At 61.3% G+C, this 22,574-nt stretch carries 16 protein-coding genes; 6 read left to right on the forward strand and 10 right to left on the reverse strand.

Features of this window, described 5'->3' with window-relative positions:
• Positions 1–3 precede the first annotated feature (3 nt).
• From ACQZ5F_RS16795 to iolD, 3 genes are read right to left on the reverse strand one after another with little or no spacing between them, the layout of a single operon-like run.
• On the reverse strand, positions 4–816 hold the full coding sequence (locus tag ACQZ5F_RS16795; protein ID WP_137086913.1) for an SDR family oxidoreductase: 813 nt from the start codon (positions 814–816) through the stop codon (positions 4–6).
• The gene (gene iolE / locus ACQZ5F_RS16800; RefSeq protein ID WP_225338750.1) at positions 813–1,706 is read right to left on the reverse strand and encodes a myo-inosose-2 dehydratase; all 894 of its coding nucleotides are present in this window, start codon (positions 1,704–1,706) and stop codon (positions 813–815) included. The genes ACQZ5F_RS16795 and iolE overlap by 4 nt, the downstream gene beginning before the upstream one ends.
• Position 1,707: 1 nt before the next feature.
• On the reverse strand, positions 1,708–3,579 hold the full coding sequence (iolD, locus tag ACQZ5F_RS16805) for a 3D-(3,5/4)-trihydroxycyclohexane-1,2-dione acylhydrolase (decyclizing) (protein ID WP_225338751.1): 1,872 nt from the start codon (positions 3,577–3,579) through the stop codon (positions 1,708–1,710).
• A 105-nt stretch (positions 3,580–3,684) separates the two neighbouring features.
• Between iolD and iolG the strand changes: the two genes are divergently transcribed.
• The 6 genes from iolG to ACQZ5F_RS16835 all read left to right on the forward strand — a co-directional run bounded on the left by iolG (position 3,685) and on the right by ACQZ5F_RS16835 (position 10,116).
• The gene (iolG, locus tag ACQZ5F_RS16810) at positions 3,685–4,692 is read left to right on the forward strand and encodes an inositol 2-dehydrogenase (RefSeq protein ID WP_225338752.1); all 1,008 of its coding nucleotides are present in this window, start codon (positions 3,685–3,687) and stop codon (positions 4,690–4,692) included.
• A 3-nt stretch (positions 4,693–4,695) separates the two neighbouring features.
• Positions 4,696–6,126, forward strand: a complete 1,431-nt coding sequence (locus ACQZ5F_RS16815) for an NAD-dependent succinate-semialdehyde dehydrogenase (protein WP_225338753.1) — start codon at positions 4,696–4,698, stop codon at positions 6,124–6,126.
• Between the two features lie 131 nt (positions 6,127–6,257).
• The gene (locus ACQZ5F_RS16820; RefSeq protein ID WP_225338754.1) at positions 6,258–7,070 is read left to right on the forward strand and encodes an HpcH/HpaI aldolase family protein; all 813 of its coding nucleotides are present in this window, start codon (positions 6,258–6,260) and stop codon (positions 7,068–7,070) included.
• The gene (locus tag ACQZ5F_RS16825; protein WP_225338755.1) at positions 7,071–8,039 is read left to right on the forward strand and encodes a hydroxyacid dehydrogenase; all 969 of its coding nucleotides are present in this window, start codon (positions 7,071–7,073) and stop codon (positions 8,037–8,039) included.
• The gene (locus tag ACQZ5F_RS16830; protein WP_225338756.1) at positions 8,032–9,156 is read left to right on the forward strand and encodes a Gfo/Idh/MocA family protein; all 1,125 of its coding nucleotides are present in this window, start codon (positions 8,032–8,034) and stop codon (positions 9,154–9,156) included. The genes ACQZ5F_RS16825 and ACQZ5F_RS16830 overlap by 8 nt, the downstream gene beginning before the upstream one ends.
• A gap of 75 nt (positions 9,157–9,231) precedes the next feature.
• A complete protein-coding gene (locus tag ACQZ5F_RS16835; protein WP_225338757.1) occupies positions 9,232–10,116 on the forward strand; it encodes a MurR/RpiR family transcriptional regulator in 885 nt (294 codons plus the stop codon).
• A 13-nt stretch (positions 10,117–10,129) separates the two neighbouring features.
• On the opposite strand, the gene ACQZ5F_RS16840 is transcribed toward ACQZ5F_RS16835, so the two are convergent.
• The 7 genes from ACQZ5F_RS16840 to ACQZ5F_RS16870 form a co-directional block, all read right to left on the reverse strand.
• A complete protein-coding gene (locus tag ACQZ5F_RS16840) occupies positions 10,130–10,885 on the reverse strand; it encodes a sulfite exporter TauE/SafE family protein (protein ID WP_225338758.1) in 756 nt (251 codons plus the stop codon).
• A 57-nt stretch (positions 10,886–10,942) separates the two neighbouring features.
• Complete coding sequence (locus ACQZ5F_RS16845; protein WP_046799878.1) at positions 10,943–11,956, reverse strand: ABC transporter permease; 1,014 nt, start codon at positions 11,954–11,956, stop codon at positions 10,943–10,945.
• A gap of 35 nt (positions 11,957–11,991) precedes the next feature.
• On the reverse strand, positions 11,992–13,527 hold the full coding sequence (locus tag ACQZ5F_RS16850) for a sugar ABC transporter ATP-binding protein (RefSeq protein ID WP_448730599.1): 1,536 nt from the start codon (positions 13,525–13,527) through the stop codon (positions 11,992–11,994).
• Between the two features lie 86 nt (positions 13,528–13,613).
• Complete coding sequence (locus ACQZ5F_RS16855; protein ID WP_225244291.1) at positions 13,614–14,540, reverse strand: substrate-binding domain-containing protein; 927 nt, start codon at positions 14,538–14,540, stop codon at positions 13,614–13,616.
• A complete protein-coding gene (locus ACQZ5F_RS16860) occupies positions 14,540–14,677 on the reverse strand; it encodes a hypothetical protein (protein ID WP_225338760.1) in 138 nt (45 codons plus the stop codon). Before ACQZ5F_RS16860 ends, ACQZ5F_RS16855 begins: the two co-directional genes overlap by 1 nt.
• A 345-nt stretch (positions 14,678–15,022) precedes the next feature.
• Positions 15,023–17,101, reverse strand: coding sequence for a penicillin-binding protein 1C (gene pbpC / locus ACQZ5F_RS16865; protein ID WP_225338761.1), 2,079 nt, complete (start codon positions 17,099–17,101; stop codon positions 15,023–15,025).
• Positions 17,098–22,551 (reverse strand): alpha-2-macroglobulin family protein, encoded by a 5,454-nt coding sequence (locus ACQZ5F_RS16870; protein ID WP_225338762.1) that lies wholly within the window; start codon positions 22,549–22,551, stop codon positions 17,098–17,100. The genes pbpC and ACQZ5F_RS16870 overlap by 4 nt, the downstream gene beginning before the upstream one ends.
• Positions 22,552–22,574: the final 23 nt, after the last annotated feature.

The raw sequence follows: 22,574 nt of genomic DNA on the forward strand, positions 1-22,574 counted from the left end.
GGCCTATTCCTCCAGCTTTTTGGCGGGCACCGGCGCGTCGTCGTAACCGCCATAGACCGATTGGTCGAAGGGGATCACCGCACCCGTCATCATGCCGCCATCGTCGGACGCCATCCACAGAATGGCGCGGGCCACCTCGACAGGATCGAGAATCCGCCCGAACGGCTTGGCCGCCGCCGCACGGTCGATGAAATCGGGATCGCCCGTCTCGGAGAGGACGAGCTTGCGCTCGTGATCGGAATTCATCCAGCCGATATCGAGCTGGTTCACATGGATACGATGGCGCATCAGCGAAAAGCCGGCATGGCGGGTGACGGTGGCTAGTGCCCCTTTCGAGGCCGCATAAGGCGCAAGGAAAGGCTGGCCGGTCAGGCCCGACATCGATCCGATGTTGACGATACGGCCTTCGATGCCCTCGCGGATCATCACCTTCGCCGCATCCTGAATGAGAAAGAACGGCGCGCGCGTATTGACCGCGAACATGCGATCGAAGAGCTCGGGCGTCGTGTTCAGCATGTTGCCGCGATCCGTCAGCCCCGCCGCATTGACGAGAATATCGACACGCCCGAAGCGTTTGTCGGCAGCCGGGATGATGGTGCGGACATCATCGATGTTGCCGAGATCGGCCGCCACCACTTCGACAGGCACGCCCGTTTTCTGGGTGATGGCGCTTGCAACAGCCTGGCCCTTTTCCACACCGCGCCCGACGATGACGATCCCCGCGGCACCGGCCTGCGCAAATAGCTGCGCAACGGCTGCGCCCAAGCCCTGGGTTCCGCCGGTAATAACGGCGATTTTTCCTTCAATACGGTTCATTTCACAACCTCATAACCAGCGGCGTCCATGACGCGCAGCAATTCCCTGTGCCCCTTGCGGGCCATGTCCAGCGGCGGGTTCCTGACAGGATCCTGTTCCGCCTCGACCACGAACCAGCCCTCGTAACCTTTCGACGCCAGCGCCTTGACGATTGCCTCGAAATCCAGACTGCCATCGCCCGGAACGGTAAAGACGCCCTTGATGACGGCGTCGAGGAAGCTCTCCCGGCTTCTGTCCAGCCCATCGACAACCTCTTGCCTGATGTCCTTGGTGTGGACGTGGGTAATGCGCGCATGGTGGTTTTCGATGACGCGCATGACGTCCCCACCGGCAAAAGCCATATGCCCGGCATCGAACAGCAGCGGAACGGAAGAGTGCTTCATGAAGAGATCGAGTTCAGGCTCGGTCTCCACGACGGCCGCCATATGGTGGTGGTAGGAAATCGGCATGCCCTGCCCCGTGCACCAGTCGGAAAAATCAGACATCCTGCGGCCATAGGCCGCCATGCCAGCCTCATCGAGCCGGGGCTTGGTGGCAAGCGGGGCGGAACGCACGCCCTGAATGGAGCGTGCCGTTTCCCCATAAACGATGCAGGGCGCACCGGCGGCGATGAAGAATTCCATCTGCTGCGCGATACGGTCTTTCTCCGCCTCGATGTCGCCATCCAGCAGCAGGCCGGAGAACCAGCCGCCACACACCGATATGCCGTAACGGTCGAGGATCGGCCCAAGCTCGGCCATGTCCATGGGAAACCGGCGTCCGGTCTCCATTCCGGTAAAGCCGGCTTCGCTCGCCTGCCGCAGGCATTCCTGAAGGCTGACATCATCGGAAAGCTCGGCAAGATCGTCATTCCACCAGGCAATCGGCGCGATACCAAGTCTTGCTTTCATGTCAAACTCCCACTCGCTGCGCCTTGCGGATGTTTTCCTGCGCGGCGCGAGCGGCTCGCACGGTCTCGAAGGTGGAGACGGAGGGAACGCCGACATCCCAGTCGGCATCGCCCGGCACCCATTTCCATGCATCGGAGACGATGGAGATGACGGTCACGCCCTCGTTGCCCTGCGCCCAGATCATCGCCTCTTCAAGATCGGCGAGGCTCTCCGCCTTGCACGCATGGGCACCCATGGCTTGCGCATGTTTGACGAAATCCACATGCAGCGGATTTTCCCGATCCCTGATGCGGCAATCCGCAAGCAGGTTGTTGAAGCCGGGCACACCCTTGGCCTGCTGCAGGCGGTTGATGACGGCATATCCGCCATTGTCACAGACCACCACGATCATCCGGTGCCCGGTGAGCGCGGCGGAATAGATGTCGGAGTTCATCATCATATAGGTGCCGTCCCCCAGCATGACGATCGGAACGCCGCCGGCACCGCCCGGCCCTTCCTGCGCCATGGAGCAGCCCCAGCCGGCGGCGATTTCATAACCCATGCAGGAAAAGCCGAATTCGCAATCGAACGTATTGGGGTTCTTCACCCGCCATCCCTTCGTCACCTCACCCGGCGTTCCGCCCGCCGCCGCAATCAGGGTGTCTTCGGGCCGGGCGACGCGGTTCAGTACGCCGACCACCTGCGCATAAGAGGGAACCGGCGCATTGGTGACGCGCTGATGCTCGTCCAGCAGATTATCCCATTCTGCGAACAGCGTTTTTGCCCGCTGCATATGGGCGGCATCGGCCTTATACGCACCGAGCGCCTGGTCCAGCTCGTCAATGGTTTCGAGTGCATCGCCGACCACGGAAAGCGCCCGGTGTTTCACCGCATCGAAGCGGGCGGCATTGACGGAAATGAACTGCGCATCGCGGGAGAAGGCCGTCCAGGAACCCGTGGTGAAATCCTGAAGCCGGGTACCGATCGCCAGCACGACATCCGCATCCTTGGCCAGCGCATTCGCCGAAGTTGATCCGACGATGCCGATCGGCCCGGCATGGACCGGATGGTGATGGGTGAGCGCGCCCTTGCCGGCGATGGTTTCGACAACGGGAATGCCGCGCTTTGCAGCGAAATCGGCAAGGCGTTCTTCCGCCAGCGAATAACGCACGCCACCGCCGGAAATGATGAGCGGACGTTTTGCCTGCGCCAGCAGCCGGGTTGCGGCCGCCACAGCGTCACGGTCAGGACGCGGCCGAGGAATTTTCCAGACCTTCGGTTCAAAAAAGACCGCCGGATAGTCGAAAGCGATTTCCTGCGTATCCTGCGCAAGACCGATGAAGGCCGGGCCGCAATCGGCCGGATCGAGCATGGTGGCGACCGCCTGCGGCAGCGATTGCAGCAATTGTTCCGGCAGCACGATCCTGTCCCAGTAACGCACCACGGATTTGAACGCGTCATTGACGGTGAGGGTCGGATCGCCAAAATGCTCGACCTGCTGCAGAACCGGGTCCGGCAGGCGGCTTGCGAAAGTATCGCCCGCAATGAGGAGAACGGGCAGCCGGTTGGCCATGGCGACGCCGGCAGCGGTCACCATGTTCAGCGCCCCCGGGCCGATCGATGTCGCGGCCACCATGATCTGCCTGCGCCGTTTTGCCTTGGCAAAACCGATTGCGGCAAGCGCCATGGATTGTTCGTTCTGCCCGCGCCATGTCGGCAACTGGTCCTGCACCGTCTCCAGAGCTTCGGAAAGGCATGTGACGTTGCCGTGCCCGAAAATGGCGAACACGCCTGCAAACAGGGGAACGCGCTCTCCGTCGATCTCGGTAAACTGGTTGCACAGGTAACGTACTAGCGCCTGGGCCATGGTCAGGCGTAAGGTCTTTGCGGTCATCTCGCCTCCTCCTGCGGATGGTTGTTGATATGTTTTTGGAATACATATTGACAAATTCGGTACTTTGCAATGATTATTGCCAAATACCTCGGGAGGAAAATTTCAATGCTGAGAATTGCAGTGCTTGGTGTGGGCCGTATCGGCCGCATGCATGCGGAAAACATCGTCGCTCATCCACGCGCGACATTGGCTGGTATCTTTGATGTATACGAGCCCTCGGCGAAAGAAATTGCCGAAAAGCTTGATGTGACACGATTTGAGTCGGCCGAGGCGGTTTTTGCCTCGCCTGAGGTCGACGCCGTACTGATCGCCACCTCAACCCCCACCCATGCGGATCTGCTGGAAAAGGCGGTTGCCGCCGGAAAACCGGTGCTCTGCGAGAAACCCATCGATCTCTCCCTCGACCGCGTCAACGCCTGTGCAACAAAAATTGCCGGCAGCGGCGTGCCGATCATGCTCGGCTTTGTCCGGCGTTTTGACAGCGGACACCGCGCCGTGCGTGAGGCCGTCGAAAACGGAACGATCGGCGATCTGCATCAGGTCGTCATCACCTCGCGCGACCCTGGCATGGCTCCCGCCGCCTATATCGAAATGTCGGGCGGCATTTTCCGCGACATGACAATCCATGATTTCGACATGGCCCGTTTCATTCTGGGTGAAGAAATCAGCCAAGTCTCCGCCACCGGTTCACGGCTGGTCGACACGGCGCTGATGGAGCAATGCGGCGACTACGACACCGTGACCGTAGTTTTGAAAACCGCTTCGGGCAAACAATGCATGATCAGCAATTCGCGGCGTGCCGTTTATGGCTACGACCAGCGGGTCGAAGCCTTCGGAAGTGCCGGCATGGCGATTTCCGAAAACCGGACGCTCAATCACCTGCGTCTCTACACCGAAAGCGGCACCGACCATGCAGCGCCGCTGATGAACTTCTTCATCGACCGCTATGCCGATGCCTTCGCAGCCGAAATCAGCGCCTTTGTCGATGCCGTGGAGCAGGGCAAAGCACCGGAGGTCGGCTTCGAAGACGGCAGGCAGGCCCTGCTCCTTGCCGAAGCGGCGATCCGTTCCGCCGCCGAAGGGCGCACCGTCAACACCAGCGAGATCGGATAAGCCATGTACGCGAATTTTGGACTTTTCATCGACGGCCGCTGGCTTACCGGCGCTGCAACGGGAGAAGTCGTCTCTCCGGTCACCGGCGCGGCGCTGGGTGAAGTGTCGCTTGCCACTGCCCGCGACACCGGCGATGCAATCGACGCTGCGGCAGCCGCCCTCCCGAAGCTGCGCGCCATGGGTGGCTTCGCCCGCGCCGAAGCGCTGCATCGGGCCGCTGACGAAATGTTACGACGTGCCGACGAAGGCGCGAAGATGATCTCGCTGGAGACCGGCAAACCGATTGCCCAGGCAGGTCGAGAATGGAGCCTTGCCTGCGACCAGTTCCGCTGGTTCGCCGAAGAAGCGCGCCGCATCTATGGCCGCATCGTCGACAGCCGGGTGCCCGGCGGACGGTTTGAAGTGACCCGCGAGGCCGTGGGCATCGTTGGCGCTTTCACCGCCTGGAATTTCCCGGCTGCCCTTCCGGCGCGCAAGCTTGCCCCGGCGCTCGCCGCCGGATGCCCCGTCGTGCTGCGCCCCTCATCCCAGACGCCGGGTGTCGCCATGGTGATGGTCGACTGCCTCAGGGCAGCCGGCCTTCCGGATGGCGCCGTCAATCTCGTTGTCGGTTCGACCGCCAATACCTATGGCCCGATCATGGCGGACAAGCGCGTGCGCAAGGTGTCGCTGACCGGCTCGACACGTGTGGGGCAGCAAATGATCCGCGATGCGGCGCAGACCGTGAAGAAAGTCTCCATGGAACTGGGCGGCAACGCGCCTCTCATCGTCTATGACGACGCGGATCTCGATAATGTCCTCGACCTTGTCGTACCCACCAAGTTTGCAAATTGCGGCCAGGTCTGCGTCACGCCGGATCGCATCTTTGTTCACGAGAGCCTTCACGACTCCTTTGTCGAGGGTTTCGTGGCCCGCACGGCGAAGATCAGGCTCGGCGACGGGCTTGATCCCGATACCGGCATGGGTCCGCTCATCAATGCCGGCCGCCTTGAGGAAATCGAGGCGGTGGTCGCCGACGCCCTACGCGCCGGCGCAAAAATCGCCCATGGCGGTAAACGCCCGCCTCACCTCAACCACGGCTTCTTTTTCGAGCCCACCGTGCTCACCGGTGTGACGGACACGATGAAGGTCTTTGCCGAAGAGAATTTCGGCCCGATTGCCGCAATCACCCGCTTCAGCACCGAGGAAGAGGTTCTGGAACGGGCCAATGCCTCCGACATGGGCCTTTCCGCCTATGCGTTCACCCGTTCGGCGGAAAGGGCACGCCGAACGGTAGCGACGCTGAAAGCCGGCATGGTTGGTATCAACAGTTTCGCGCTCGCCGCATCCGAAGCGCCTTTCGGCGGCACGAACCATTCCGGCATGGGGCGTGAGGGCGGTATAGAAGGGATAAGCGATTATCTCGAAACCAAACTCGCCCAGATCGTCTTTTAGAGCATTTCCAGTAAAAGTGCGTAGCGGTTTTGCGTCCGGAAAATGCGAAAAAACAAAGTGATAGAGCACGTCCGACAAACCCGTTTTAACCGGACGTGTTCTAGCGACGGATATTCTTGCAGGAGAAAATCATGCGGAAAAACAAACTGAAGGAAATCTGGGCCGAAGGACGTCCGGTGCTGCATGGCTGGCTTTCCATCGCCAGCCCGTTCAGCGCCGAAATCATGGCGGCGCAGGATTATGACGCCATCTCCATCGACATCCAGCACGGCGCGGTTGATTACAAGGATGTGCTCGGCATGTTTCAGGCGATGCGCGCCTCCGAAAAGGTGCTGATGGCGCGGGTGCCCTGGCTCGACCCGGCATGGATATCGAAGGTTCTGGATGCGGGCGCCTATGGCATCATCTGCCCGATGATCAACAACCGGGCGCAGGCTGAGCAATTCGTCCGGTACATGCGCTACCCCCCGCTCGGGGAACGCAGCTTCGGCCCCACCCGCGCCGTTTACGCCGCCGGCGGCAATTACGCCGCGGAGGCCAATGACGAAATCCTCGCCTTTGCGATGATCGAAACGGCGGAAGCGATGGACAATCTCGAGGAGATCGCCTCCACCCCGGGCCTCGACGGGATCTATGTCGGCCCCGCCGATCTCAGCTTCTCTCTTTCGAAAGGGCAATTGACGCCCGCCTTCGACCGGGAAGAGCCTGAAGTCATCGACGCCATCAAGCGCATCCTCGATGCCTGCCACCGCAACGGCATCAAGGCTGCCCTCCATTGCGGCACGGCGGATTACGCAGCACGCGCGGTGGAATGGGGTTTCGACATGACCACCGTATCCGGCGATTCGCGCCTGCTGGCCGCGGCGGCGACGGAATCGACCGCGACGTGGCGCAGGCTGGTGGAAAAGACCACCAAAAAAACCGATGGCAAAGGGGGGTATTGAATGCCGAACCTTCTCGTGGCCGGAAAACTTCATCCTTCCGGCGAGGCGATGCTGCGCGATCTGCCCTCCCTCGGCTTCTCCGTCCGCTATATCGAGGACGTCTCCGAAGCCTCCTACGCACCCTTCATCGAGGAAGCGGATGCCATCGTCATCCGCACGCAACCGCTTTCGGCAGCCACCATTGCAAAGGCCGGGCGGCTGAAAGTGGTGTCCCGCCATGGGGTGGGTTACGATAGCGTCGATCTTGCCGAACTCAACCGCCGCAACATAGCGCTCACCATCGTCGGCGACGTCAATTCCGTCTCCGTCGCCGAACATGCGATGATGCTGCTGCTGGCGGCTGCAAAGCGGGCCATCCTTGCAGACCGTGCGGTTCGCGAACCGGGGCAGTGGAGCTGGCGAAACAGGCTGGAGCAGCAGGAAATATCCGGCAAGAACCTCCTCATTCTCGGTTATGGCCGGATCGGGCGGCATCTCGCCAGAATGGCTTCGGGTTTCGGCATGCATATCCGCGCCTACGACCCCTACCTGCTGCAATCGGGATGGCCAGAAGGGCCAACAAGACCCGTATCGCTGGAAGAGGGCCTGCCCTGGGCCGACTATATTTCCGTGCATATTCCCAAAGGGCCAAGCCCGGCAATCGGGGCCGCCGAAATCGCGCTGATGAAACCCGGTGTCGTCCTGTCAAACACGGCCCGTGGCGGTGTCGTTTGTGAAAAGGCGCTCAGCGAAGCGCTTGCCTCGGGTCATGTCGGTGCGGCCGGGCTTGATGTCTTCGATGACGAACCGCCGGAAAGCTCCTCCCCGCTGCTGTCGCAGTTCAATACCGTCCTGTCGCCGCATATTGCCGGGCTTACGACGGAATGCGGGGAGAGGATGGCGATTGCGTCCATCCAGAACGCCGTCAATTACCTGAAAGGGACGATCGATCCCGGCCTCATCGTCAATCCGGAATTTGCCCATGTCTGAAAAACCCGTTCTCCGCGTCGGCCTCATCGGCACCGGCTTCATGGGCAAAGCCCATGTCTTCGGTTTCGCCTCTGCCCAGAAGGTCTTCGACCTGCCCTACCGGATCGAACTGCACACCGTTGCCGACATCACCGAAGACGCAGCCGCACGGGCGGCGGCGGATTTCGGCTTTGCCCGCTTCACGGCGGACTGGCGCAGCATCATCGCCGATCCCGATATCGATCTCGTCGACATCACCGCGCCGAACGCCCTGCACAAGGAGATGGCGCTTGCCGCCATTGCCGCCGGCAAACACGTCTATTGCGAAAAACCGCTGGCGCCGCTTGCCGCAGATGCCGGCGAGATGGCCGCTGCCGCGGCTGCGCGTGGCGTCAAAACGCAGGTGGGCTTCAACTATCTCTGCAATCCCATGCTGCGGCTGGCGCGGGACATGGTGGCGGCGGGCGAACTTGGCGAGATACGCGGTTATCGCGGTCTGCATGCCGAAGACTATATGGCCGAGGCCTCCGGCGCCTTCACCTTCCGTCACGATCCTGCTGGCGGCGGCGCGCTTGCCGATATCGGCTCTCACGCGCTTGCCACAGCCGAATTCCTGCTCGGCCCGATAACCGAGGTGATGGGGGATTGCGTGACGCTGATTGCCGAGCGGCCGGATGGCAGGGGCGGCAAACGCAAGGTGGAAGTGGACGATGTGGGCCGTGCCTTCCTGCGCTTCGCCAACGGCGCGCAGGGTTCGATCGAAGGCAACTGGATCGCCACCGGCCGCAAGATGCAGCATGATTTCGAGATCTACGGCGACAAGGGTGCGCTTTATTTCACGCAGGAACGCTTCAACGAGCTGCATTTCTATTCCGCCGCCGATCCGGCCGGCCGCCGTGGCTTCCGCAGGATCGAGGCTTCGCCCGATCACGCGCCCTATGGCCGATTCTGCGTGGCACCCGGTCACCAGCTCGGCTTCAACGACCTGAAAGCCATCGAAATCGAAGGTTATCTGAGGGCGATCGCGGGAGAGGCGCCAGAGCCTTTCGGTTTTGCTGCCGGCCTGCGCATCCAGCGGCTGGTCGAGACAATCCAGCGCTCATCATCCGCCCGCCAATGGATGGAGGTCGCCGGCTGAAAACCGTGATCGCGAGACGGGCTGCGGGCCTTCATGCCCCTTGGAAAACTGCAATAAATATTGCAGTATCATGCCATGAAGCAACAACCGCAGCCCGTCGAACCTCCGAAAGATTACGAAGAACTGATCCGCCTCATCCATGATCGTCACGATCAGATGAGCAAGACCTATCAGCGGATTTCCGTCTATCTGACGCAGAACCCCAATGAAGTCGCCGTGCATTCGGTCAATACCATTGCCGAGCGGCACAATATCCACGCTTCCAGCTTCGTGCGGTTTGCGCAGTCGTTGGGCTACAAGGGTTTCAAGGAGCTGCAGGCGCTGTTCCAGAAACGGCTAGCGACAGCGGCTCCAGGTTTCGAGGCGCGCGTACGCGCACTCGATGACGAGCTGCAGAGCCGCGAGGACCGTTCCGAATACGGTTTCCTTCACGACCTTGTCGTCAGGGACATTGCCTCCCTGCAGGACCTTCTGGAGCGCATCAGCGCCGAACAGCTCGGCACCGCCGCAGACCTCATAGAGGCCGCCGGCACCGTCTATCTCGTCGGCCAGTTGCGCTCCGCGCCAGTGGCGGAACTGCTGCGCTACATCCTCACCATGCTCGGCAAGCAATGCATCCTTCTCGATCCGGGCGGCGGCCTCGCCACCCATATGGCGCGGACGATGAAGACTGGCGACGTGCTGATCGCCGTATCCTTCCGCTTTTATGCGACGGAGGTGGTGAATATCGTCGAGGAGGCGGAAAAGATCGGCGTGCCGACCGTGGCAATTTCCGACAGTACCCTGTCGCCTCTGGCAAAATCGGCAAAGGTCCTGTTCTCGGTCCCCGAGCACGATTACAGCTTTTCCCGGTCTCTGGCCGCGCCGATGTGCCTTGCGCAGGCTCTGGCCGTCGCCGTGGCCGCGCGCGTTCAGAAGAACGAAACGGCGCCACGCATTCCGACGGTTACGGGCCTCTAGGCACCCACACTCCTTAAAGCCCTGTCACGCCGTCCCAGATCAGCTTCACCGCCACCAGCGCCACGGAAACATAGGTCAGGGGATAAAAGATCGAGGCGCGCATGTGGCGCACCGTCCAGGCGCCAAGCCATGTAGAGGCGATCGCCAGCGGCACCATCAGGGCGGCGCGACCGAGATTCTGTGCGCCGAAACCGCCGAGAGCCGCATAGGGCACGAGTTTCAGGACATTGGTGATGGCAAAGAACATCACATTGGTACCGGTGAAAACCTTCGGGTCCATGCGAAGCGGCAGCAGATAGACCTGCAGCGGCGGCGCGCCGGCATGGGCAACGAAACTGGTGTAACCCGCAAGCAGGCTCCAGAACCGGCCTGCCATCGGCCGCTCCTTCGCAACCGTCACCAGAACGCCCCTCGACAGCACGACGCGCAGCACGAACACGGCCGAGACCAGGCCGACAATCAGGCGCACCACGGCATCCGAGGTGATCTCGGCGGTCATCCAACCAAGCCCGATGCCGAGGACGGCTGCCGGCAAAAGCTGCCGCATGATCCGCCAGTCGACCCAGTTGCGCCAGGCCGCCACGCCGACCATGTCCATGACCACCAGAATAGGTAGCAGGATGGCGGCCGCCGTGACCGGCGACATCACCAGCGCCATCAGCGGCACGCCAAGCAGGCTCATGCCGCCGAGCCCGCCCTTGGAGAGCCCGACCAGCACAACGGCGAGCACGGTGACGCCCAGTTCCAGAGGAGAGTTGAAAAGGTTCAAGTGCATCTCCTCGGCAATGCCGTCGGCACCCCAGCCGGGGCACCACGCGTATGGATATCAGCCCTTCCGGAGCCGGGCTTTTTGACGGTAGACATCAGCAACGACCGCGCTGACGATGATCAGTCCCTTGACGATCTCCTGATAGTAAGCATCCACGCGCAAAAATGTGAAGCCCGACATCATCAACCCCAGGATCACGGTGCCGATAACCGTGCCGAAAATGCGTCCCCGCCCGCCGGAGAGCGACGTGCCGCCGATAACCGCCGCGGCTATGGCGTCAAGCTCGTACATCATGCCCATGCCGGCCTGCGCCGTCTCCGCGCGGGCGGCGGTGACGATGCCGGCGAGGCCCGCGAGCAGGCCGGCAATGGCATAGACCTTGACCAGATGCAGCTGAACATTGATGCCTGACACCCGGGCCGCCTGCATGTTGGCGCCGATCGCATAGGTGAACTTGCCATAACGCGTATAGCGCAGGGCAATATGGAAGGTGACGGCAACGAGCAGGAAGATCACGACAGGCCATGCGCCCGAGCCGATCGAGGCGAAGCTCTCGGTCGGGAAGGAGATCGGCTGACCCTTCGTATACCATTTGGCGATGCCGCGTGCGGTGACCATCATGCCAAGCGTGGCGATGAAGGGCGGTATTCCCGTCACCGCTATGAGCATGCCGTTGACGATGCCGGCAATGAGGCCGAGGCCCAGGCCGACGGCCAGCGGCACCACCACGGGCATATCGGTCAGTGCGGGATAGATGGCCCTGGCAAAATCACTGCTTTGCGCAAAACTCATGGCGATCATGGCGGTCATCGCCACCACCGAGCCCGAACTGAGGTCGATGCCGCCGGTGATGATGACCTGGGTGACGCCGACGGCAATGATGCCGACGACGGAGACCTGCAGGATCATGATCGTCAGGCGCTGCGGGCTGCCGAGAAAGCTTTGCCCCTGCACGAACCATCCGAGCAACTCAAACACAAGTGCGACGCCGATCAGCACGGTCAGAATATTCAGTTCCTGCGGCAGCTTGCGCCTTTTTCGTTCGACCGGTTCGGTCTGTACGCTATCCATAATTTTTCCTCCCCGGCATTGCCGCCGTCGCAGCCTCAGCGGGCCGCCAGTTCCATGATTTTGACTTGGTCCGCTTCGGCGCGATCGAGAATCCCGGTCATATGCCCCTCATGCATCACGACAATCCGGTCCGACATGCCGAGAACCTCCGGCAGTTCCGACGAGATCATGATGACGGCGACACCTTCCTTCGCCAGACTGGAAATAAGGCGATGGATTTCTGCCTTGGCGCCGACATCAATGCCGCGCGTCGGTTCATCGAGGATGAGGATTGCCGGCTTCGTCAGAAGCCAGCGGGCGATCAGCACCTTCTGCTGGTTGCCGCCGGACAGGTTTTCGATCCGCTCGTCGAGATCGGGCGTCTTGATGCGCAGCGCCTTCTTCATGTCTTCGCATAGCACCGTCAGCCCGCGCTCATCGACATAACCCATGGTCGCGTGGCCATTCTGAAGGGCCGCAATCTGCATGTTTTCAAGAATCGAAAGCGGCAGAAAACAACCGGTTGCCTTGCGGTCTTCCGTCAGCAGCGCCATGCCCCTGCGCATCGCATCCGACGGCGAATGGATCGTGACCGGGGCACCGTCGATGCGGATGGTCCCTTCACTCGCCGGCACCACCCCAAAAATCGCCTCCGCAACGTTGGAGCGGCCGGAGCCCACCAGCCCCGCCACGCCGAGGATTTCGCCGCGATGCAGATCGAAGGAAATACCGTGGAAAACCCCGGCCAAACCGAGATCCCGAACCTCAAGGACGACGTCACCGATCGAGGCTTCCTGCTTGGGAAACATGTTGGTGATCTCACGGCCGACCATCATTCTGATGATGTCGTCCCGCGTGACATCGGTGCTCGCATGGGTTCCGACATATCGTCCGTCGCGGAACACCGAAAACTCGTCGGCGATCTCGAACAGCTCGTTCATCTTGTGGGTGATGTAGACGATGCCGATATTGCGTGACCGCAGGTCGCGGATGATATCGAAGAGATGCGCGACCTCCGATTCCGTCAGGGCCGATGTCGGCTCATCCATGATGAGCACGCTGGACTGGTAACTGACGGCCTTGGCGATTTCGACCATCTGCCGCTGCGCCACCGTCAGCGTGCTGACCTCCGCCGCCGGATCGATATTGATCTTCAGCTGGTTAAACAGCGCCTGCGTCTCCGCCAGCATTTTCGCATGGTCTATGAGGCCGAGACGGTTTTTCGGTTCGCGGCGGATCCAGATGTTCTCCGCCACGGTCATCCAGTCCATCAACGCCAGTTCCTGATGGATCATGGCGATGCCGCGCTCCAGCGCATCGCGGGGACTTTTCAGACGGACGTCTTCTCCCCGGAGCCTGACGGTGCCGGCATCGGGGCTGTAAATGCCGGCGATAATTTTCATCAGCGTCGACTTGCCAGCGCCGTTTTCGCCCATCAGCGCGTGCACGGAACCGGGGCGCAGGCGAAACTGCACATCATCCAGCGCGACGACACCCGGAAATTCCTTGCGCACACCCTCAATTTCGAGAAGGTATGGGCCTGCGGCCTGCTTGAAGCGTTCGATCGCCTCTAAGGTGGTTGTGGAAATCATGTCTCACCCGTCCTTTATCCGGCCAGCGGCCGGGCCGTGATTTGCCGTGCCGGCGACCGGGGCAATGCTCGGTCGCCGGCCACAAATCAGTTGCTGGACTTGTATTGAGCGACATTCGCAGGGGTGACGAGTTCGAAGGGTACATCGACCTTGTGCTCGAATTTTTCACCACGTGCGATTTTCAGCACGGTATCGAGCGATCCTTCGCCCTGACCCTTGGCGGACTGGTAGACTGTAACGTCAAGGTCGCCCGCTTCCATGGCCGCCAGCGCATCCTGCGTTGCGTCAACACCGGCGACGACGACATCCTTCATGCTGACGCCGGATGATTTCAGCGCCTGGATCGCGCCGAGCGCCATCTCGTCATTGTTCCCAAGCACGATGGTCGGCTTCATGCCCGATGTAATCCAGTTCGTCATCAGGTCCATGGCCGGGGTGCGCATCCAGTTCGCGGTCTGCGCGTCCAGCACCTTGATGTCCTTGCAGGCATCGCTTTTAAGGACACGTTCGGCCGCCGCGGTGCGGCCGCGCTGACCGGTGGTGCCAAGCTGGCCCATCAGAATGACCGCATCGCCCTTGCCGCTCGCAAGCTTGCAAACCTCTGTCGCCTGCAATTCGCCAGCCTGTTCCTCATTGGAACCAACCCATGCCTGCTTTTCCGGGAATTTCTCCATATTAGCCGGAAGCATGTTCACGAAGACAAGCGGGATACCCGCCTGATCGGCGATCTTCGACATCGCTCTGCCGGAATCCGCGTCCACCAGCATGGTGATGATGCCATCAACACCGGCCGCCACGAAGTTTTCGATCTGCGACTGCTGACGGGCGATATCGCCCTGCGCATCTTCCATCTGGACTTCGACGCCGAGATCCTTGGCATGGCGCTGAATGTTGTGACGTAATACGGTGAGATAATTGTCGTCGAAAAGCGACATTGCCACGCCGATTTTCTCAGCATGGGCAGCGCTTGCCATCAGGGCGCAGAATGCGGTTGTGATTGCGATTTTTTTGATCACGAGATTTTCTCCTCCTCTTTTCCCCGCACGTGACGAATGTGTGCGATCACCCAAACCGGCGCCTCCCGGCTGTCTCCAGGCATGGCTTCGCCGGTGACGGATGCAGCAGCAAAATCCGCCTCAAGCGAAGTCATGTCCTGTCGATCAGTCGAAACGGCAGCACTGTTTGCGCGCAGCTTTAGTGCTACGCCCGTCTCTCCCATGCGACCGGGTGTTTTCCGGGCGCAGTTTCAACATAGCTGGATGAAACAAGATTCGCAACAAAAATTGCAGAATTTATATACGGCAATAAAATTTCCAAAATCTCACTCGTCGACCTGGACCCATCAAACCCGGATGCCACGGTTTCGCGGACCGCACCGTGCGACTAGAGCGTTGTCGCATTTCCGAACGGAAAACCGGGAGCCACTTCTCCTGGAAATGCTCCCTATTGCTTTTGAGGAAGAGCAGATGAAAGCGGCACGGTCTGGCCGCAAAACTCATTCGACGAAAACGCGTACGCTCGAAGCACGCCCATCGGCATCGATCACCGTGAGGGTGGAAAACCCTTGCCCCTCGGGTCGCCATTCGCTGTTGCGGCGATGGGAAGCGTCGGGCAGAGGCATGCCATTCGCGAGCCAGCGGAAGGGAGCACGCCCGCCTTGCAGCTTCAGCACCAGCGGTGAAATGCCCGACTGGCCGGAAAGCTCAACCCTTGCTCCTTCCGGCGGATAAACGATGCGCGGGGCGCTTTCGCGTCTCGAGGCCGAAAGCAGGCCGCTTGCGGTCAGGGTGAAACGCCGCTGATTGGCGGGAAGGTCGGCAACGGTAACGCGCGCAACGCCGGAGGGCGCAACAGGCATCGGCGTGATCGCCACACCGGATTTTGCGAAGGCCTCAAACAGGATCGGGGCCGCCGTCGCATAACCGGCAATACCCGGCACCGCGCCATTATCGGCCCGACCGACCCAGACGCCGATCACATGCCGCCCGTCATAACCCACTGACCAGGCATCGCGGTAGCCGTAGCTCGTGCCTGTCTTGTAGGCGATGCCGCGCTGTTTCATGCCGAGCGGCGGCAGCACGCCAGAGAGAATGTCCGAGACATTCCAGATTGCGGCATCGGAAAACAACCGGTCGCCGACAAGGCGCTCAGGGACTGAGCGGACGCCGTCACCCAACCGCACGGGGTCACCGCTGCCGGCAAGCCCGGCATAAAGCTGCACCAGATCAACAAGCGAAGTACCCGCACCGCCAAGCGCAATGGCAAGTCCGGGCGCCTCGTTTGACGGAAGTACCAGCCGGACACCCGCCCGCCGGAACCGCACCATCAGCGCCGATGGGCTGACGGCATCGAGCAGTTTGACGGCAGGCACGTTGAGCGACAATTGCAGCGCCTGCCGGATACTGACATCGCCCTGATAATGCATATCGAAATTGCGAGGGCGATAACCGGAAAAGTCGGCCGGGCGATCCTCGATGATGGTTTCCTGCCCGACAAGACCGTCTTCGAAGGCAAGACCGTAAATGAACGGCTTGAGGGTGGAGCCCGGCGAACGCACAGCCCGGCTCATCTCCACGAAACCACGCCTTGCCGTATCGAGATAATCCGCCGAGCCGACCTCCGCGAGAATATCACCGGTCTGGGCGTCGGCCATGACGATGGCGACGGAGACCTTATCGCCAAGCTTCTCCGCAGCATGGCGCGCAACACCTTCCAGTTCCCGCTGGATCGGCAATTTGAGCGTCGAGTGCGCCTCGGCAGCATTGGGGAACTTCACCCGTGCGGCAACGGCCATATGCGGCGCATAGGCCGGCAGGTCCCGCCGGTTGGAAGGCACATCCGCAAGTGCCGACCGTTCCGCCTCCCCCTCGCCCACCACGCGTTCCACGGCAAGCCGTTGCAGCACCCGCTCGCGCGCCTGCTTCGCCGCCTCCGGAAAACGGTCCGGACGACGTTTCTCCGGCAGTTGCGGCAGCGCCACCAGAAGCGCCGCCTCCGCGGTATCGAGCCGGCCCGGTTCCTTGCCGAACCACGCGAGGCTTGCAGCCCTGACACCTTCGAGATTGCCGCCATAGGGCGCGATATTCAGATAGAAATCGAGGATGTCAGCCTTGCTGAGCCTCCTTTCGATCTGGAGCGCACGCATGGCCTGCAGCAATTTTGCCGAGAATGAGCGGTCGGCGCGCGGCTCGATCAGCCGCGCCACCTGCATGGAAAGAGTCGAAGCGCCGGAGACGATCCGGCCGTTGCTGGCCAGTTGCCAGGCGGAGCGCAAAAGCGCCCATGGATCGACCCCGTGATGATCATAAAAACGTTGATCCTCATAAGCGACAAGCATGCGCAGGAACTGCGGATCGACCTCTGCAGCGGTGGTTTTCAGCCGCCAGCGGCCATCGGGTGTCGCAAAGGCGCGCAACAACTTGCCGTCACGATCCAGCACCTCGAAGGATCGTTGCCGCGCAGCATCCAGCGGCGGCGGATAGGCTTTGTCCAGCGCATCAAGACCGAAGGCCGCGCCGCCCATAAGCAACGCGGCCGTCACGATGCCGACAATGATCGCCTTGCGTCGCCTCATGGGGTTGCCGAGCGCACCTCCATGCGGCCGGTTGCCGTGCGGGCGGCAAATTGCGGCCGGTACATATCTTCCACCGAGGCTGCCGGATGATCATAGGTGCCCGGGGTAACGGCACGAACGACATAGGCAAGCGCAATTTCCGAACTGTCGCCGGCCGAGCGGTCGAAGGCCGCCACGAAACGGTCATAGCGGAATTCGGTATGGGCCGCTTCCGTTTCCGGCAACCAGTCGAAATTCGAAAGCGCTGCCGAATTGACGAGGCTCGGATTGTCGATTTCGAAGCCGGAGGGCAACAGATCCGTCACCAGAATGCGTGATTGCCAGTTATTCTGCGGCACGACGTTCAGCACCACCACATAACGCTCGTTTTGCGTGACCTCGCTCGGGTTCACCTCCTCACCATCCATGGAATAATAGGTGCGGGTGATGGTGAAGCCCTCGCCACCGGCGGCAAGCGGCTGCGCCGGCGGCGCCACCGTGGTGACAACAGCCGTGACAGGATCGGCCGAGGCATTGGCGATCTTCAGGGGAGCTGCCAGCAATTCATCGCCACTCATCCGCTTGCCGAAACCGCCGGTCTGCAAATCACCGTTCACATCGAGACGGATATCCTTGTCCTCGCCTTTGACAGCGCGGGCGGCCAGCAGCATCCAAGCCTGTTCCTGGGTGCTGGTATAGGGCTTCTTTTCCCATTCCTTCGCCACGGCACCGGCAAGCTGCGGCACGACGGCCGGAACCGGGCGGCTTTCGGCCGCAAGCGCCAGCGTCGCAGCACCATCCCGCAGCGCAGAGCCGTAATCTGCCCGCGCGAAGCTGACATTGGTGGCGCGACTTGCCATATCGAGCGAAGCGCCGAACACGGCCTTGGAACGGGCCTGATCGCCATAAAGCGAAAGGGCGGCGGCAACCTGCGCCTTGGCGAGCGGCGTCGGGAAATCAGCAAGTGCCGTATCCGCGTAATAACGCAGATCGTTGATCGCCGCCTTGCGGTTGCGCGCCAGCACATAAAGCGAATAGGCGATCTCGTTACCGCGATCCTTGACGTTGCTGTCATAGGACAGGCCGTTCTGCAGATTGTTCAGCGCCTGCACCATGGCCGCTTCGGGAACATCGTAATTCTGCTCGCGCGCCCTTGTCAGGAAGTCGCTGATATAGGCATCGAGCCACAGATCGCCATAACCCGGCGACCAGAGGCCAAAACTGCCGGAACTCGACTGGAAGGACAGCACGCGGTAGATCGCCTCCTGCACCCGCTTGCGGGTATCCGGATCTTCGGTGAGGCCGGTATCCTTCGTCATTTCCGAGAGATAAAGCAGCGGCAAAGCGCGGCTCGTCGTCTGCTCGGCGCAGCCGTAAGGATATTTATCCAGCATCATCACCAGCGCCGGAATATCGAAGGCGGGCGAGCGCGTGACGTTGACGGCGACCGAAGAGCCGAGCAGCATGCTGTCGGCCAGAAGATCGCCGTTGATCGTCAGGCTGCTGTTCGGCGCAATCTTGATTTCGCGCCGCGTCGTCACCGGCAGAACGGCCGGGCGCACCGGAACGTTCAGAACCTGCTCCAGCGAGATACCAGCGGCATTGGAAACCTTGATGGTGATTGCGCCATTGCCGGGCTGTTCACCGGTCAGAGGGACTGTCAGCGACGACTTCCCACCCTTTTGAAGCGCCAATGTCTGCGACATCTCGCCCTGATCGACCGTCAGGGCCGTGTTGCTTGTCACATCCAGCCGGTAATCGCCGGCCTCGCCATCGGTATTGGCGATATCGAGCCGCAATTGCGAGACATCGCCGGGAGCGAGGAATTTCGGTGCGCTGGCAGTCACCACAACCGGATCGCGGATGACGGCATCGGAGACCGCATGGCCGACACCCGTCTTCGTCCAGGCGACCGCCATGATGCGGGCCGTGCCGTTGAACTGCGGAATATCGAAACTGACAGTCGCCTTGCCGTCGTCGTCAAGCTCGACCGGACCGGCAAAGAACGCCACCAGCTTTTCGGTGGGCGGGCTGCCTTGAAGGGCTGCCCCTGCGCCATCACCACCGGTGCGCAGCCGGCCGGTGGCGCCCAGCGAACCGTCGATCAGGCGGCCATAGAGGTCGCGGATTTCCAGCCCCAACCGGCGCTGGCCGAAATACCATTCATCCGGCTTCGGCGGCTCATAACGCGTTAGGTTCAGGATGCCGACATCCACCGCCGCAACAATGGCATAGGCCTTTTCGCCGACACCAGCGCCCGCAACCGTGATCGGAATTTCAAGCGGCTGGCGCGGCAGCGTCTTCTGCGGCGCACCGAGGGTCACGGCAAGCTTGCGCTCGACCGGGTCGACAGCAAGCCACTTGATGCCGATGGCCCGCATCGGCATGCGGCTTTCCTGCGCATCGCCGGGCCGGAACAGCGTGGCGGTGACGTAAGCGCCCGCACCCCATTCCTCGGTGACCGGAATGTCGATCTCGCCGCCATCCGCGCCGATCTCGGTATTCTGAACGGAAATCAGCTTTTCAGAGCCGGACGTGATCATCAGCTCGCCGGCAAAACGAGAGGAGACCTTGAGTTTGGCCGTATCGCCGATCTTGTAGCTTTGCTTGTCCAGCGCGATTTCCAGCGCATCCGGCGTTTCGGTCGAGCTTGCCTCAACGTAGAAACCGGCATCGAATTCAACGCTGGAAACAGGTGCGCCATTGCCGGCGCCCTCCACTTCCAGCCGGTAGCGGCCCCAAGTGACCGGCACGGAAATCTCGCTGCCATTGGCATCGACGGACAAGGTGCCGGCCTCTTGCTGCTTGGTATATTCCACCGGCTCGTAACGCCAGGAATTGCCCTGACGATACCATTGATAGTTCCGCTCAACCTTGATGAGCTTCCAGTTGAGGCCGCTCATCGCCTGTTTTACGCCATCGGCACCAACGCCGATGATATGGAAACGACCGACGGAATTCTGGGCGAGATCGCCGGAAAATTGCGGCTTGATGCCGATAACAGAAGCTTCCGCCTTGATAGGCAGCGTCAGCGAACGCTCCACGGCACGTCCACCCGCCTCTTGCATGCGCACGGTGATGTTGGCGGAAAGAAGCTGTGTGGTGGAGGGCAGATCGGTGAGATCAACATTGAAGCTCGCCTTGCCCTCTTCGTCCAGCACCGGCAGATCGGCAAGCGTCGTGCGGTTCTCCTCTTCGCTTTCCTCATCCGCCAGACCGAAGAAATAACCTTCGAAATCAGCGCTGGTGCGCGTTGGCTTGATGGCAACCTCACCTTCCAGTGTCAGGCCGGCGGCGGGCGCGCCATAGAGATAACGGCCGTCGACATCGATTGCCGTTTCCGCGCCAGGGTCAATCTGCTTTGCCTTGCTCGAGAGGTCAAACTCGGTACGGTCAGGCACGAAATCATCGACCAAAAAACTCTTTTCGCTGATCGCAGGCGTTTTCGGATCGGTATGGATGCGCACTGTCCAGGTGCCGCGCATCGCATTTGCCTGCAACGGCAGATCGACCGCATGGCCGCCCAGCGCCTTGCCATCGCTGACGAAGCGCCGGTCCTCGACACCGTCAGGGCGCGAGAAGATGAAGGTAAGCGGCAGATCCTCGATTGCCTTGCCATCGACGTCGCGAGCAAGCGCTGCGGCATGCACGGTCTCGCCGGCGCGGTAGATGCCGCGTTCGGTCCAGCTGAACACATCGATCGCGCCGGGTGCTGCACGTCCCGTCACGCCGCGATCCGAAAGATCGAAGCCGGCACGGGTCATGTCGAGGAACACGTAATCCTTGTCGCCGTTCCGTGCCGTCAAGATTGCGGGCGCCTGCGCAGCGGTGCCGCGCATCAGGCCGGCGGAAAACACCGCGCGGCCATCCGCATCGGTCTTCGCAGTGCCCAGTACCTCGTTATTCTTGGCGAGCAGCTGCAAATCCACATCTGCCAGCGGCTTCGCGCTGCCAAGTGCACGGACAAAGACATTCAGACCATCGGTTCCGGCATAGGTGGTGATGCCGGTATCCGACACCAGGAACCATTGCGTGGCGCGCGAATCCCAGGTTTCCGGTGCAGTGCCCGGCGGCACGGCGGTCAGCACATAGATGCCGGGCTTACGTTCCGGCAAAGCTTCATCCACCGGGAAGCTCGTCACCACATCCTTGTTGAGATCCGGCTGGATATCGATCGCGCCCTGCCAGACGAGTTCGCCGATTTCGTTTTCGATACGGTCGGCATTGTAACCGTCCATCTGCGTCAGAAACTGCGAATTGGAAAGAAGCGAAGTGATGTTGCGATCACCGACGCGATAGAGCTTCAGATCAGCCTTGTCGGCATTAACAGAGACGATCGGAATGCCGCGGCGCGCAGTCCCCGGCAGCACGAAATTCTCACCCGTGAAGCGCACGGTCGCGGCGCGGTCACGCACGTAAATATCGAGATTGACCTGCTTTTCCAGAGGCTCTTCCACCGAGGACGGCAGGCCGGCGCGAAACGCGATCTTGTAACGCTGGCCATGGCTCAGGCCTTCCACGCAGATCTCGCTGCCCTTCGCCTCGATGGCCTTGGGGGCAGCGCCATCGAGCGTGATGAAGGAGGAATAATCGACACCGTTCTTTACCAGCGGTTCGGAAAACTGCACGCAGGCGCGCGGGCTGACGCTATCCGTATCCACCGTGTTGTTGATGACACGGAAACCCTGACGCGTGCGCAGGTCGGCATAGGCCGCCTTTGTCTGTGCATTGTCGGTGAGCGCAAGGCTCTCCTTATAGGCGTTGAGTGCTGCGCGATAATTCTGGGTTCTTTCGAAAGCCTTCGCCAGCCGGTTCAGGGCCTCGGTACGGGCGCTGACCGTGCGGCTCAGCTGATAGGCGTTGATGGCAGCAGACGCCGCCTGCCCGGCAATCGAATAATTATCGGTGACCTGCGCCGCCTTTTCCGACAATTCCGCCCAGAGCGCGCCGTCATCAGGCGTGATCGCAAGAGCCTGTTTATAGGTCGTGACCGCATCGGGAATATTGCCCGCAGCGACCTGCTGCCGCGCCGTCTGCACAAGGGCTTCCACGCCCTGTTCGTCACCGTCACTGGCAGCGAGGCCTGATTTCAGCCGGCGGGCTTCCTGCTGCAGGCTGTCCGTCACGAAGGAAAGGCGCTGCGGCGCGCCGATATCGGCTTCCGCAGCCACTTCCACGATCTTGCCGGCAACTGCGCCCGGGAAGGCGTTCAGCTGGTTGAAATCCGATTTGAGGAAGCACCATTTCACCTTGGGATTGTAGGTGAAAGCCTTGCAGGCAGCGTCGCCGACGCAAATCTCGCCGCATTGTTCCAGCGAGACATTCTGCTCCGTTCGAAGATCGAAGCCGAAATAATCGCCGTTTTGCGTGGTTACCACTTTCCGCGAAGGTTCGGCCGCCGTAGCCGGGAGAAAAATCAGGGCGGTAGAGACCGCAACCAACGAAATCCGAACGAGCGCGCGCAACGACATCAGTATTCTCCCCGCAACAGACA

This window comes from Agrobacterium sp. 22-210-1, assembly GCF_053522525.1.